This window comes from Streptomyces sp. Pv4-95, assembly GCF_045782725.1.
Lineage (GTDB): Bacteria > Actinomycetota > Actinomycetes > Streptomycetales > Streptomycetaceae > Streptomyces.
Window position 1 is genome coordinate 636,517 of the sequence record NZ_CP127172.1, and the last position, 14,071, is coordinate 650,587.

Consider the following 14,071-nt stretch of genomic DNA (forward strand, 5'->3'; position numbering starts at 1 on the left):
CCTGCCATCTCGGTTCCCCTGCTCCCATGCTTCCCAGCGGGGCGCGATGGCGACTTGCCAACCCTTGCGGGAGACGCTGAAATACGGGTGAAATCTCGATGGTGCGCGAGAGCGGGGGGCTTCGGGATGGACGCGGGTGCTTTACAGGGGCTTCGTATCGCGGTCCTCGGACCGGTGCGGGCCTGGCGGGACGGGACGCCTCTGGATCTGGGGCCGCTACGGCGACAGGCGGTGCTGGCCGCGCTGGTGCTGCGTCCGGGCACGCTGGTCAGCCATGAGCAGTTGCTCGATGACGTGTGGGGTACCCGGCCGCCGAAGTCCGGCCGCCGTGTGCTCCCGAGCTACGTCTACCAGCTGCGCAAGGCGCTCGACGTGGAAGGCGCCGGACCATCGGGGTCGGCGATCCGTGGCGGCCGGGAGGGCTACCGGTTCCTCATGGACGGGACCCGGCTCGATGTGGCCGAGCTGACCGAGCGCGTCGGTGAAGCTCAGAGCGCGAGGGCATCCGGTGACCTCGCCACCGCGATGGACCGGTTCACCGAGGCACTCGACCTGGTCCGCGGCGAGCCCCTGGCCGGGCTCTCCGGCCCGCTCGTGCAGACCGAGCGGCAACGGCTGTCCCAGCAGCTGAGCACGTTTCGGCAGGAGAGGCTGGAATGCCTTGTTCTGCTCGGCCGGCCCGCCGAGGCCCTGGACGAACTGGCCACGTTGTCCGCATCCGATCCGTACGACGAATCGCTGGCAGCGCTGCGGATGCGAGCCCTGTACGGCAGCGGGCGCCAGGCGGCGGCGCTGACCGTCTATCAGGACATGTGCGCGCGGCTGCGCGACGAGCTCGGGGTCGATCCCGGTATGGAGCTCCGCCGGGTGCACCAGGCAGTGCTGCGCCGCGATGACGCGCAGCTCCTCGGCCCGGCGGTGGCGCGCTCCGCGGCTCCGCCGCCCGTGCCCCGGCCGCGCCGTGCGGTCGATGAACTGCCGGGCAGTACCGGCCAAGTCATCGGGCGGGAGCGGGAACTGGCGCTGCTGACCGAGCCGTCGCCGTCCGCATTCGTGTCGGTCGTGGCCGTGGACGGCACCGCGGGCGTCGGCAAGACCGCGCTCGTCCTGCGAGCGGCCCACGCGCTTCGCTCCCACTACCCCGACGGCTGCCTCTTCGTGGACCTGCGCGCTCACAGCACCGGACGGCAGCGGCTCTCGCCACAGCGAGTGCTGCGGCGGATGTTGCGCTCGATCGGCACGGCCGAGAGCGAGGTGCCCAGCGACCTCGACGAACTGACCGCGGCCTGGCGGGCCGCCACCAGCTCACTGCGGCTGCTTCTGGTGCTGGACGACGCCCTGAGCACCCAGCAGCTGCGGCCGCTGCTGCCCGCCGGACCGGGCAGCAAGGTGATCGTGGCGGGCCGGCGCCGGCTGGCCGGACTGGACGCCGATCGACGGGTCACCCTGGAGCCCCTGGAGACCGGCAGCGCGGTGTCCCTGCTCAGGCATATCGTCGGCGAGGATCGCGCGGACCGGGAACCCGAGGCGACGCATGAGCTGGTCCGGCTGTGTGACGGGCTGCCGCTCGCGCTGCGCATCGCCGGTACGCGGCTGCAGACCCGTGACGCGTGGACGCTGGCGTATCTGGTGGACCGCATCGCGGGCGACGAGCACCGCCTCGACGAACTGAGGGCCGGGGATCGCAGCGTGGAGGCCGCCTTCCGCCTGTCGTACGACCAGCTCCCGCCGAAGCAGCAGCGCGGATTCCGCACGATGAGCCTGGCGCCGACGGTCGAGTTCGACGCACTCACCGCGGCCGCCATGCTCGACAGCTCGTTCCGCGACGCCGAACAGATCCTGGAAAACCTGGTCGACACGAGTCTGCTGCAGCAGCCTCGTCCCGGCCGCTACCGGTTTCACGACCTGGTTCGCGCGCACGCCCGGCGGCTCGCGGAAGCCGCGCCCGCCGAGGCCGCCGCGGCCCGCGCCTCCGCCTTCCACCTCTATCTGGCCGCCGGCCGGATCAGCAGCGACTGGGGCCCGGAAGGATTTTCCACCGGGCCCTCGACCGCCGGAGCGCCCTTCACCGACTGGCGGGACGCGGACAGGTGGCTGGACGCCGGAAGCGAGGAACTCGTCGACGTCGTGGGACACGCCGCGGCGCTCGGCGAGGCCGACCACGCCTGCTGGATCGCGGAGGCGCTGAGTGACTACTTCGAGCGCCGGGGCCGCTACCACGAACTCCGGACCACCGTGGAGACCGCACTCGCGCACGCGGATGCGGCCGCGGACCGGCGGATGGCCTGCGCGCTGCGGAACTGCATGGGCCTGACCAACATCTACCAGGGCCAATACCAACAGGCGCACAGCTGGTTCAGCGAGGCACTGCACCTCAGCCGGCGTCGCGGGGACCAGCGCGAAGAGGCGCGGGCGCGGACCGGGATGGCCATGGCCGACCTCAGTTCCGGCGGGGACGAGCGGGCCGTGAACCACCTCACCGCGGCGCTGGAGCCCGCTCGGCGGCTCAACGACACCTGGCTCACCGCGATGGTGCTCGCCGCACTGGGCATGCTGCACCACTCGCACGGCCGGAACGAGGAAGCGCTGGGCTACCTCGCCGACGCCTGCACCCACGCCGAGAAGAACGGCAGACCTCGGTTGCTCAGCAGGGCCTTGACCTGCACCGCCGACGTCCGGCTCGCCCTCGGCCACTACGGGGAGGCCAAGAACCTGCTCCGCCGGGCAGCCGATCTGCTGGAGCAGGCCGGGGACATCCTCCTGCACACACTCGTCCTGACCCGCCTGGGTACGGCGGAGGAGGGCGAGGGAAACCTGAGCGCCGCCGTGGCCCTCCATCACGAGGCCCTCGCCCAGCAGGAGAAGCTGTCACCGCTCAACGACCCCAACTGCGTCAGGCTGGAGATGCACATCCGTTGCAGGCTGGGCGGCACCTACTCCGCGGCCGGCAGCACAGCCACGGCACGAGAGCAGTTCCGGACCGCGCTCGCGCTGCCGGGCGCCAGTGCGTACCCCGAGGAGCACGCACTGGCGATCGCGGGACTCAGAGAGTGCTAGGTCGTGTGCGGCGGATGGTCAGGAGGGCCGGCCGCCGTACGGCACGGTGATGAGCTCCATGAAGTGGCCTGCCGGGTCGATGAAGTACACCCCCCGGCCTCCGTCGTTGTGGTTGATCACGCCGGGATGCCGGCGTTGCGGGTCGGCGTAGTGCTCGATGCCGCGCTCCGTGATCTGTGCGTACGCCGCCTCGAACTCCTCCTCGGAGATCAGGAAGGCATAGTGCTGCGGGGCGATGCTTTCCGCGGGGATCGTGGCGAAGTCCAGCGTGACGCCGTTGCTCAGCTCGACCGCGATGAACGGTCCCCACTCCGCGGTGATCTCAAGACCCAGCAGGCCCGCGAAGAACTCGGCGGACTCCCGGTTGTCCCGGGCGTGGATGATCGTGTGGTTCAACTCGACTGACAAGGAATGCCTCCAGGGGCATATCCCGACACCTCCATGCCTCACCCAGCCGGTGACCGACACGCGATGCTGCCGCCGATCTTATCGCCATTCCTTTCGCCGCGTCAGTGGTGGCCGAAGAGGGCTCCCGGCCGCTAGGTCATGCCCCTGGACCGCTGGTCTCCCGCCGGCTGGAGACGGCCACCTGCGCAATCCTGGAAAGGCTCAGGGAGCGTTCGCGATCGACAACCAGCCAGCCCTTTTCGAGGAGGCTCTGGAGCTGCGGCCGTACCTCGTCACCGAGCTCCTGCGCCAGGTCGTCATCTGTCGGGGAGTCGCCGGCCCCCACCCGCTCGGCGATTCGGAAGACGAGGGTCTCCTCTTCCGCCGTGATGTTGAAGTCCATGAGGAGAAGGTACGGGCACAGCGGCAGGATCGCCCCGGCCCGCCTTGGACGGACCGGTCGCGTCGAACCCGCGGCCCGGGCCGCTGCCACAGCTGTCACCAAGGACCTCACGCGGCACGCGGCGGCGGCCGGTATCCCCAGGAAGGCGATGCCCAAAAGGAACTCCGCGTTGCTTCTGAAGCTGAAATATTCCTGGCCCTTCACCCTTCCTTCGCATGATTTGACGCCTCAAGGGCGGGCCGGAATACGGTGACCGACCTTCCCCCCACACGTTTCAGAGGAACAGCTCAATGCCTGAATTCAATCGTCGGCGTTTCCTCCAGGTAGCGGGCGGCACCGCCGGCTTCGCGGCGCTGTCCGCCAGCATCATGCGCGCCGCCGGCATCCCCGCTTCCGGCCGTTCAGGATCGATCGACGATGTCGAGCACATCGTTGTGCTCATGCAGGAAAACCGCTCCTTCGACCACTACTACGGCACCCTCAAGGGCGTCCGTGGGTTCGGAGATCCGCGCCCGCTGACGCTGGAGAGCGGCAAATCCGTATGGCACCAGTCCGGCGGTGGCGAAGAAGTCCTGCCCTACCACCCGGACGCCGACGATCTGGGAATGCAGTTCATCGCCGGGCTCGACCACGACTGGGAAACCGGCCATCAGGCATGGAACAAGGGCAAATACGACGACTGGATCTCGGCCAAGTCGTCAGGCACCATGGCCCACCTGACCAGGGAAGACATACCGTTTCACTACGCCCTGGCGGACGCGTTCACGGTCTGCGACTCCTACCACTGCTCCTTCATGGGAGCCACCGACCCCAACCGCTACTACCTCTACAGCGGCCACGTCGGAAACGACGGCAAGGGCGGCGGACCGGTCCTCGGGAACGAGGAAGCCGGCTACGACTGGACCACCTATCCCGAGCGCCTGGAGAAGGCCGGGGTGTCGTGGAAGGTCTATCAGGACATCGGCGACGGCCTCACCGAGGACGGGCTCTGGGGCGCTCTCGAAGACGCCTACCGCGGAAACTACGCCGACAACTCGCTGATGTTCTTCAACAAGTTCCGCAAGGCCGAACCGGGTGACCCGCTCCACGAAAGGGCGTGCAAGGGAACGAACATCAAGAAGAGCGGCCATCTTCTCGATGACCTCCGGTCGGACGTCAAGGCCGGAACCCTGCCGAAAATATCCTGGGTCGCCGCCCCGGAAGCGTTCTGCGAGCACCCCAACTGGCCGGCGAATTACGGCGCCTGGTACATCTCGCAGGTCTTGGACGCACTGACGTCCAACCCCGAGGTCTGGAGCAGGACCGCCCTGTTCATCACCTACGACGAGAACGACGGCTACTTCGACCACGTACCCCCGCCCTACCCGCCGGCCGACTCCTCCTGGGGAGCCTCCACCGTCGACACCGAGCTCGACATCTTCCCCGGCGACAGCAGCTACAGCGCGGGCCCGTACGGCCTCGGTATGCGCGTCCCCACGCTGGTCGTCTCCCCTTGGTCGACCGGCGGCTACGTCTGCTCCGAGGTCTTCGACCACACCTCCGTCATCCAGTTCATGGAACGCCGCTTCGGAGTCCACGAACCGCACATCTCACCCTGGCGACGCGCCATCTGCGGCGACCTCACCTCCGCCTTCGACTTCACCCTCAAGCACACCAAGCACGCACCGCTGCCCAGCACCGACGGCTACCAGCCGCCGGACAAGGAGCGGCACAACAGCTACACCCACTCGCCGCCGGCCGCCCCGGCCCTGCCCAAGCAGGAAAAGGGCACCAAGCCCACCCGGCCCCTCCCCTACGTGCCCCTCGTCACCGCGGCCGTCAAGCCCTCCAGCGGCAACATCGAACTCACCTTCACCCCGGGTGAGGAAACCGGAGCCTGCTTCCTCGTCACCTCCGGCAACCGCGACGACGGTCCCTGGACCTACACCGCCGAAGCCGGCAAGAAGATCTCCGACACCTGGAGCACCGGCCCGTCCGATGGGACGTACGAGCTGACCGCGCACGGACCCAACGGCTATCTGCGTGTCTTCAAGGGCACCGCCGCCACCGTGAGCCCCGAAATCACCGGCCACCACGACGAGAACACCGGCCGCATCAAACTCGACATCACCAACCCCGCCAAAACTGCCTGCCACCTCACCATCACCAACGCCTACGGCGGCAAGAGCAGCAACCTCACCATCGAGGCGGGCGGCCGGCAGACCCGCTGGGTCGCCCTCGGCCACAGCAAGCGCTGGTACGACCTCCGCGTCCACTCCGACAGCGACAGCACCTACCTGCGCCGGCTCGCCGGACACGTCGAGACGGGCGAGCCCGGCACCAGCGACCCGGCGCTCCACACCGCCTGACCAGGACCACCGAGAGCGGGCCCGGCCGTGCGGACCGGGCCCGAAGGGCGCTTCGCCGGCCGTCGGCGCGAGCCCCTCCGCGTCACGGGGCGGCGTCCTCCGGTGCCCCGTGATACCGGCATGTGGATGAGCCTGGAGCGGCCGGTCCGCCGTCTGCTTGTATTGCCGCCTGGAACGCAGTTCAGGAGGTGACGGACAGATGGTGTCCACGGAGAGCATTCTCGCCTTCGCGGCGATATCCCTCCTGGTGATCGTGATTCCGGGGCCGAGCGTGCTGTTCGTGATCGGTAGAGCCCTTGCACACGGCCGCCGCACGGCGCTCGCGACGGTCCTCGGCAACTTGGTCGGTTCGTACGCCCTGGTCATCGCTGTGGCCTGGGGCCTCGGCGCGCTGGTGGAGAGCTCGGCGGCGATCTTCACGGGCGTGAAGACGGCCGGGGCGGCGTATCTCGTCTACCTGGGCGTGCAGGCGTTCCGGCACCGCAGGGAGATGCGCGCGGCGGACATGGAGGCCCCGGCGGGTGAGCAGCGCGGCGATCTGCGCACGATCCTGGACGGGATTTTCGTCGGCGTCACCAACCCGAAGGGCCTGGTCTTCTTCGCGGCGGTGCTGCCGCAGTTCGTGGACCACTCGGCGGGCCATGTCCCCCTCCAGATGATGACGTTGGGTCTCGTCCCGGTCGCCATCGGCATGATCACGGACACCTTGTGGGGCCTGGGGGCCTCGGCGGCCCGTTCCTGGTTCGCCCGCTCGGACCGTCGCCTTTCGATGGTCGGCGGAGCGGGTGGCTTCGCGATGATCGGTCTGGGCGTAACGGTGGCGGCGACCGGTCGCGCCGACTAGGAGCCGTACGGCGAATCAGCGGCGGAGCGAGAGGTGTCCGACTGCAATGGCGGCCCCGCCATCCGTCGGCAATCCGCCCCGCGTGGGAAAATTTGTTCACGCCGTAGCTCGATGTGCTGAAGTACTTTGACTGTCCCGGAGATTCGGGCCTGCGTGGGTAGGCGCCCTGTGACCACGCCTCGCATGAGGTGCGTTACGGCAGGGAGATTCATCATGAAGCCCTCCACTCCCACCAGGTTCGCCGTGGCCGTCGCAGTGACTTGCGCCTGCCTGGCTCCCGCAGGCGGCGCCCAAGCCGCAGACGACCCGGAAATCCCCCAGACCTCCTTCTCCGCCCCTGCGATCCCCGATGGCTACGCCCACCCCGCCGACGACCAATTCGCCAGGGACGCGGGCGCGATCGCGGAAGCGTTCTGCACCAAGGACAACTTCGAACCGGCAATCCAGACCCAGTTGCTCGAAGACTTCCAGAACCTGCCTGTCGTCTTCGGCAGTTACGACGCCCCCAAAGACCCCCAGGCCGACGCACGCCGCGCGGTAACGGGCACCGACCAGCTCACCGACGAGGCCCGCCACCAACTCTGCACGGATGAGGGCGCGCAGCAGTACCGCGACAAACTCGCCGGCTTCATCGCGGAGTACGGGGTCCTGCCCAACACCGAGGAAGGCGTCAACGGACCCGAGGACACCGATCAGATCGACGCCGTCTGGCGCACCCGGATCGAGGCCTTCCGCGCCACCCTCGTCCTCTGGCTCCCCCCGGACGCGTAATCACGGCGAGCGGCCCGGAACCGGACAGTGCCGCGCGTTGCAGGACGGACGCGCGGCACATCCGGCCACGCCTTGTCCGGTACGCCGGTGGCACGGCGACACCACACGGGCGGCGATGCCCGGACTCGCCTTCCGGACCGCTACAGCCGGTAGATCTGCCCCGTCTGCGCCCCCTCCACCGACCGTACGTACGCCTCGGCGACGCGTTCCAGCGGTACGGAGCCCATGCCGGGGAAGTAGTCGCCGTAGGTGTCCAGGGACTCCGTGAAGACGTTCGGGGACACGGCGTTCACCCGCTGCGGTGCGAGCTCGATGGCGGCGGCGCGGACGAAGGACTCCACGGCGCCGTTGGCCATGGAGGCGGCGGCGCCGGTGACGATGGGCTCGTGCGCGAGAACGCCGGTGATCAGGGTGAAGGAGCCACGCTCGGCGACCTGGGCGAGGCCCTGCCGGACCAGCTCGATCTGGGAGAGGACCTTGCCACTGAAGGCGGCCTGCCAGTCGTCCGGGCCGAGCTCGGCCAGCGGCTTGTACGGCACCGAGCCGGCCGCGCTGACCACCGCGTCCAGCGGTCCGGCCGCCTCGTAGAGTGCGGTGATCTGCGCCGGGTCGCCGATGTCGTGCCGCAGGTCGCCCGAGGTGCGACCGACGGTGCGGACCGTGTGGCCCCGGGAGGCGAGGGTCCGGTGCACGGCGCGACCGAGGGTGCCGCCCGCGCCGATCAGGAGGATGTTCTGCTGCCGGTTCGTCATGGCGGCCACGCTAGGCGCCCCTCCCACGCCCGGGGAAATGCCGTCTGCGCACCGCTTATGCTTGTCAGTTATGAATGTGGAGTTGCGTCACCTGCGGGCCCTGGCGGCGATCGGCGACGAGGGTACGCTGACGGCCGCCGCACGCGCGCTGCGCATCACTCAACCCGCCCTCTCGCGGACCCTCGCCCAGCTCGAACAGCGCCTCGGTGTGCGCCTGGTGGACCGTACGACGCGCAGCCTTCACCTGACCGAGCCGGGTGAGCGGCTGTGGGAGAACGCGCACCGCATTCTTGGCCAGTTCGACGACGCCCTCGCCGACGCTGCCGGGCACGGCACGCCGCGGCCCCTGAGGCTCGCGTTCGCCTGGGCCGCACTGGGCAGCCACACCGTGCCGCTGCTGCGCGCCTGGCGCGAGCGGCACCCGGAGGTGCCGGTGCACATCCGCCGGGCGGACGATCCGGCCGCGCTGCTCCGCCGCGGGGAGGCGGATCTCGCGTTCCTCCGGCTGCGCCCGGCGCCGGATGACCCGCAGGTGGTGCACCGCGCGCTGATCCGCGAGCGCCGCATGGCCGCCGTGCCGGTGAGCCATCCGCTCGCGGACCGCGCGGATGTCGCCCTCGCCGAGCTGGGTACGGAGACGGTGGCGCTGTGCGCGACGGCCGCGACGACCAGCGCCGAGCTGTGGGCGGCGGGGCGGCGGCCGCGCACGATGACCGTCCCGGGCGTGGACGAGTGGCTGACGACCATCGCGACCGGCGCGGCGGTCGGCGTGACCGCGGAGGGGACCGTGCACCAGCACCCGCATCCGGGCGTGCGCTACCTGCCGGTGCGCGACGCCGACCCGGTCACCGTCCATCTGGCCTGGCCCGCGCGCCCTGCCCACCCGGCGACGGACGCCTTCCGCCGCCATACCGAGCTGCACATCGCGGACAACGGCCGGCCCGCCGGTCCGGTCGGCTGACGCCGCTCCAGGCCGTCTACTCCCGTCGAAGGGGATCGATCACAGCGCCGGGGTTCAGGATCCCCGCGGGATCGAGCGCCGCCTTGCCGGCCTGGAGGGCAGCGGCGAAGAGGTCGGGACGCTGCTGGTCGTACCAGGGCCGGTGGTCGCGGCCCACGGCGTGATGGTGGGTGATGGTGCCCCCGCAGGCGATCAGCGCCTCGGAGACCGCCGCCTTGATCTCGTCCCACTGCTCCACCGTCCGGCCCCAGGCGCCGGCGGCGTAGATGCCGAAATAGGGTGCCGGGCCGTCGGGATAGACATGGGTGAACCGGCAGGTCACCACTCCGGTGGCACCGACCTGGCGCATGGCGTCCCGAGCCGCCTCGTCGACGGCTGCGCGAAGCGCGTCGAACCTGTCCCACGTGCAGGCGGTCTCGAAGGTCTCCACGATCATGCCTTGCGCGGCAAGTGCGTCCCGCTGATAGGGCATACGAAGGAAGGAGGAGCGCCAGGAATCTGCCGCTCCACTGCGTGCGGCCCGGTCGGTGTCGGTATCGGTGTATCGCGGCGGCTCGGCCAGGGTGCCACCGTGATCACGGCAGAGTTCCAGCGCGCGTTCCATCCAGGTGTGGACGGGGTGGTCCGCGGATTCGAATCCGAGCAGCAGGACGGCCGTCGGGGAGTCCGCGTTGAGGAACGCCTCCATGGGGTCCAGGAGGCGGCAGTTGGAAGGGTGGAGTCCCGATTGGGACAGTGCGCGGACGGCTTGCACGCCCGCGTCGTGGTCAGCGAAGCCGACCGATGCCGCTGCCCGCCAACGGGGCCGGTCCTGGAGCCGCACCCATGCTTGCGTGATGACGCCCAGCGACCCCTCGGAGCCGAGGAACAACCGGTCGGGGGAAGGGCCCGCGCCCGAGGCCGGGAGCCGGCGGGACTGGATGACGCCGGCGGGGGTGACCACCCGGAGCGACTCGGTGAGGTCGTCGATGTGCGTGAGCAGCGTCGCGAAATGGCCCCCCGCGCGAGTGGCCAGCCAGCCGCCGAGACTGGAGAACTCGAAGGACTGCGGGAAGAAGCGGAGCGTGTAACCACGCGGCCTGAGCTGCTCCTCCAGATGCGGACCGAGAACTCCGGCCTGGACGAGGGCGGCCCGGCTGATGTGGTCGACCTCGATGACCCGGTCCATCGAGGTGAGGTCCAGGCTGACCACCCCGGAGTACGCGCCGTCGACACGAGGCTCCACACCTCCCACCACGGAAGAGCCGCCCCCGAAGGGGATGACGGCGACGTGGGCGTCGCTGCACCAGTCCAGCACCTGGATGACCTCGGCCTCCGAGGTCGGCCGTACGACGAGGTCGGGCACGTGCGGGAGCTTTCCCAGCAGAGCGCGGACGACGTCACGGAAGGCCTGCCCATGGCTGTGCGCCAGCCGGTCGCGCACATCCTCGGAGACGATCGGCGCCAGGGCCGACGGCGCCTGGATCCGGCTCGCGCCCACGTCGAACGCCTCCACCGGCGGAGCCGAGTGCGGCGTCAGATCCGCATCCGGAAGCAGCTGTGAGACCCGTCGGCTGAGCGCCTCACGCTCGGCGCCGACCACCGCGTCCTCGGTATTTCCCCATCCCCACCACGAACGCGTCTTGTGCCGCACTCCCACACCACCGATCTGAACAATGGGTAAGTTACCGGTTGGTCAGCGTGGCATAGGGTGCGGCCATGAGCAAGCAGCTGGACGGGACGCGGGGTGTGGGCACCAAAGGCATGCCCCGCAAGGACCGCGAACGACTGATCTTGGACGCGGCGGCGGCGGAGTTCGGCGACAAGGGCTGGGCACGCGGTTCGATCGCGGCCGTGGCGGCGCAAGCGGGGATCACCAAACCCCTGATCTACGAGTACTTCGGATCCAAGGACGGCCTCTACCTGACCTGCCTCGACCGTGCGGGCTCCGGCCTCGTCGCGGCGGTCGCCTCCGCGCAAGCGGGCCCCTCCGACATCACACGGGCCGAACGCACCCTCGGCGCCATCTTCCGGGCGCTCGAATCACGCTTGCAGGATTGGGAGTTGGTCTACGACTCGACACTTCCGGCCGGCAGCGAGCTCTACGCCGCGGCCGCCGTACACCGGCGGGAACTCAACCGGATGGGAGCGGCGGGCGTGGCCGACTTCCTGGGCTCCTCCCGCGCCGCCGATCCGCTCGATGCCGACCTGGTCACGCACCTCTGGTACGGGACCGTGAGCGCAGCGGTGGCCTGGTGGCGGCATCACCCCGAGCAGACCGCCGACGAGATGACCGCACGCTGCGAGCGGATCTTCGCAGCGCTCTTCACGGAGGCGCACCGGCCGGGCCCCCTCTCGTAACGGGGATGGGCCCAAGCCAACTGCCCCGACCGCCCCCACGAACGCCCCGCCGACGACCGGTGCGACGCGACGCCGGGCTCTGCTAGGCCGGGTTGGAGCGGAGCGCGGCGGCCCGGAGGAAGGCGTCCCGGCACGCGCGGACGGCGGGGTGCGCGCTGCGGCCGCGGCGTACGACGGTGAAGACGCGGCGTGTGCGCCGGCCGCGGGGAAGCTGCCGGAGGGTGACGGTCGGGTGCCGTCCGCTCCAGACGAGGCCGGGCAGGAAGGCGGCGGCGTGATTCTGCTCGACGAGGCGGACGTGCAGCAGAAGGTCGGTGGTCTCGAACCGTACGTCGGGTTCGAAGCCCGCGTCGCGGCAGAGGGTCATGGCCCAGTGCCGGGCGGTGGTGCCCTCGGGTTCCAGCACCCAGGGGTGGTCCGCGAGTGAGCGCAGGGCCGCCATCGGGCTCTCGGCGTCCGATCCGCCGGCCGTTTCCGGCAGTGCGAGGTGGAGGGCGTCGTCGAGCAGGTCCTCCTCTTCGAGTTCGGCGGACCGCGGGTTGGGGGTGCCGGGGTATTCCTCGGCGAGTACCAGGTCGAAGTCGCGGGCTTGGAGAGCGGGGAGGGACCGTTCCGGTTCCCTCTGCGTGACGTGGACGCGCAGTTGCGGGTGGCGGTCGCGGAGCAGGTCCAGCGCCGTCGGGACCAGGGCAAGGGCAGCCGTTTGGAACGAGGCGATACGCAGGGTGCCGGTCAGGTCGGTCAGCGAGGTGGCGATGTCCGCCTCGGCGCGCTCCAAGCGTTCGAGGACCACCTCGGTGTGGGCGACGAGGATCTCGGCCTGCTCGGTCAGCCGCACCCGCCGCCCGACGGGTTCCAGCAGCCGGACGCCGACCTCGGCTTCCAGCTGGGAGAGCTGCTGGGAGACGGAGGAGGGGGCGTAGGACAGGGCGTCCGCTACGGCCGCGAGCGTGCCGCGGTGCTTGAGCTCACGCAGCAGGCGCAGTCGGTGCAGGTCGAACATCGGCGGACCGCCCTCCTCACCGTTGCCCGGCGACCAGGTAATGGTCGGTATTTTCGATGAGTATAGGTCGAAAACATTCGCTGGACCGATGACAGGTGAGCGTCCGACCCTGGTCGGGTGACTGAAAGCGTTCCCTCCCCGCGCACGTTGCCGTGGCCCGTGCGACCGGGCGCCCGCAGGCGCGGCGCACACCCGCCCGCACCGACGCACGGGGCTTCCCTCCCCGCCTGCCCGGCCACCCCCCTACCCCGATGACCTAACTCCCGCTGCGGTATGCGGAGTTGAGCGCGATCAGCCGAGGCGCCGCCGAGCCGGAAGCGGCCCTGCGCGGCTCTCTACGTGCGTCACTCAGCGGCCCGGATCCGACCGAACGCCGCAGACGCTCGGGCTCGGTTCGTCCTCGGCAGCCCCGCTGCTGAGCACCGAGGGCCCGGCTGCCGACCCGCACTCCCCCGCCGCTCACTGAACTCGCCATACCTGAAAGGCCCCTGCGTTGAACCACCGCACCTTCATCGCCTCCACGTATGGCGCTCGGCATGGCAGGGGGACGGCAGGATGCTGACCCACCTCATAGCCGCGGTCGGCGTCCTCGGCCTGCTGACCATCACTCCGGGGCCGGACATGGCAGTGGTGACCCGGCGCACCCTCGCGGCCGGCCCCCGGGACGGGCTGCGGACCGTGGGCGGAATAGCGACCGGGCTGCTGATCTGGGGCGCGCTGACCGTCGCCGGACTATCGGCCGTGCTCGCCTCCTCACCTGCGGCCTACCTCGCGGTCAAGCTCCTGGGCGCCGGCTACCTGGTGTTCCTGGGCGCACAGGCGCTGTGGCACAACCGCCGGGCGGCCCCTGCCTCAGCAGATACCGCGGCCCAACCCACTACCGGCAGCCCGTGGCGGACCGGCCTGGTCAGCAATGTCCTCAACCCGAAGATCGCCGTCTTCTACACGGGTCTGCTCCCCACGCTGGCCCCGCCTCAACTACCCGCCGCCGGAGCCATGACGCTCCTCGCACTCCTCCACACCATGCTCACCCTCACCTGGCTGGGCAGCTACGTGCTCCTGCTGTCCAAGGCCGGGCGCTTCCTCGCCAAGCCGGTGATCCACCGCGCGCTGGGCCGGACCACGGGCGTCGTGCTGGTCGGCCTCGGCCTCGCGGTCGCGACCGCAGCCGGCTGACCCGCACGGATCGCGCAGCTCCCGTGGAG

At 70.2% G+C, this 14,071-nt stretch carries 12 protein-coding genes; 7 read left to right on the top strand and 5 right to left on the bottom strand.

The genetic code is table 11. The features are described 5' to 3' along the window. Positions 1 to 126: 126 nt before the first annotated feature. On the top strand, positions 127 to 3,057 hold the full coding sequence (locus QOM21_RS03020; RefSeq protein WP_407547944.1) for an AfsR/SARP family transcriptional regulator: 2,931 nt from the start codon (positions 127 to 129) through the stop codon (positions 3,055 to 3,057). Positions 3,058 to 3,075: 18 nt separating this feature from the next. Here the strand turns inward: QOM21_RS03020 and QOM21_RS03025 are convergent, their stop codons facing one another. Further along, on the bottom strand, positions 3,076 to 3,465 hold the full coding sequence (locus tag QOM21_RS03025; RefSeq protein WP_407547945.1) for a VOC family protein: 390 nt from the start codon (positions 3,463 to 3,465) through the stop codon (positions 3,076 to 3,078). A 136-nt stretch (positions 3,466 to 3,601) separates the two neighbouring features. Then, a complete protein-coding gene (locus QOM21_RS03030) occupies positions 3,602 to 3,847 on the bottom strand; it encodes a hypothetical protein (protein ID WP_407547946.1) in 246 nt (81 codons plus the stop codon). Positions 3,848 to 4,137: 290 nt separating this feature from the next. Between QOM21_RS03030 and QOM21_RS03035 the strand changes: the two genes are divergently transcribed. The 3 genes from QOM21_RS03035 to QOM21_RS03045 all read left to right on the top strand — a co-directional run bounded on the left by QOM21_RS03035 (position 4,138) and on the right by QOM21_RS03045 (position 7,810). Further along, positions 4,138 to 6,195 carry a phosphocholine-specific phospholipase C gene (locus tag QOM21_RS03035; protein WP_407547947.1) on the top strand — a complete coding sequence of 686 codons (2,058 nt, stop codon included), beginning with the start codon at positions 4,138 to 4,140 and terminating at the stop codon, positions 6,193 to 6,195. Between the two features lie 199 nt (positions 6,196 to 6,394). Then, positions 6,395 to 7,039, top strand: a complete 645-nt coding sequence (locus tag QOM21_RS03040; protein ID WP_407547948.1) for a LysE family translocator — start codon at positions 6,395 to 6,397, stop codon at positions 7,037 to 7,039. Between the two features lie 213 nt (positions 7,040 to 7,252). After that, positions 7,253 to 7,810, top strand: a complete 558-nt coding sequence (locus QOM21_RS03045; RefSeq protein ID WP_407547949.1) for a hypothetical protein — start codon at positions 7,253 to 7,255, stop codon at positions 7,808 to 7,810. A 140-nt stretch (positions 7,811 to 7,950) separates the two neighbouring features. On the opposite strand, the gene QOM21_RS03050 is transcribed toward QOM21_RS03045, so the two are convergent. Further along, on the bottom strand, positions 7,951 to 8,562 hold the full coding sequence (locus QOM21_RS03050; protein ID WP_407547950.1) for a short chain dehydrogenase: 612 nt from the start codon (positions 8,560 to 8,562) through the stop codon (positions 7,951 to 7,953). A gap of 70 nt (positions 8,563 to 8,632) precedes the next feature. Between QOM21_RS03050 and QOM21_RS03055 the strand changes: the two genes are divergently transcribed. Beyond that, positions 8,633 to 9,523 (top strand): LysR family transcriptional regulator, encoded by an 891-nt coding sequence (locus tag QOM21_RS03055; RefSeq protein WP_407547951.1) that lies wholly within the window; start codon positions 8,633 to 8,635, stop codon positions 9,521 to 9,523. A gap of 16 nt (positions 9,524 to 9,539) precedes the next feature. Here QOM21_RS03055 and QOM21_RS03060 read toward each other — a convergent pair whose 3' ends face one another. Continuing rightward, positions 9,540 to 11,156, bottom strand: a complete 1,617-nt coding sequence (locus QOM21_RS03060; RefSeq protein ID WP_407547952.1) for an FAD-binding oxidoreductase — start codon at positions 11,154 to 11,156, stop codon at positions 9,540 to 9,542. A gap of 65 nt (positions 11,157 to 11,221) precedes the next feature. On the opposite strand from QOM21_RS03060, the gene QOM21_RS03065 reads away from it, so the two are divergent. Next, entirely contained in the window at positions 11,222 to 11,863 is a 642-nt protein-coding gene (locus QOM21_RS03065) for a TetR/AcrR family transcriptional regulator (protein ID WP_407547953.1), read from the top strand. Positions 11,864 to 11,945: 82 nt separating this feature from the next. Here QOM21_RS03065 and QOM21_RS03070 read toward each other — a convergent pair whose 3' ends face one another. Continuing rightward, positions 11,946 to 12,866 carry a LysR substrate-binding domain-containing protein gene (locus QOM21_RS03070; RefSeq protein ID WP_407547954.1) on the bottom strand — a complete coding sequence of 307 codons (921 nt, stop codon included), beginning with the start codon at positions 12,864 to 12,866 and terminating at the stop codon, positions 11,946 to 11,948. 555 nt (positions 12,867 to 13,421) lie between these two features. Between QOM21_RS03070 and QOM21_RS03075 the strand changes: the two genes are divergently transcribed. Continuing rightward, the gene (locus QOM21_RS03075) at positions 13,422 to 14,042 is read left to right on the top strand and encodes a LysE family translocator (protein WP_407547955.1); all 621 of its coding nucleotides are present in this window, start codon (positions 13,422 to 13,424) and stop codon (positions 14,040 to 14,042) included. The last annotated feature ends 29 nt before the right edge of the window (positions 14,043 to 14,071 follow it).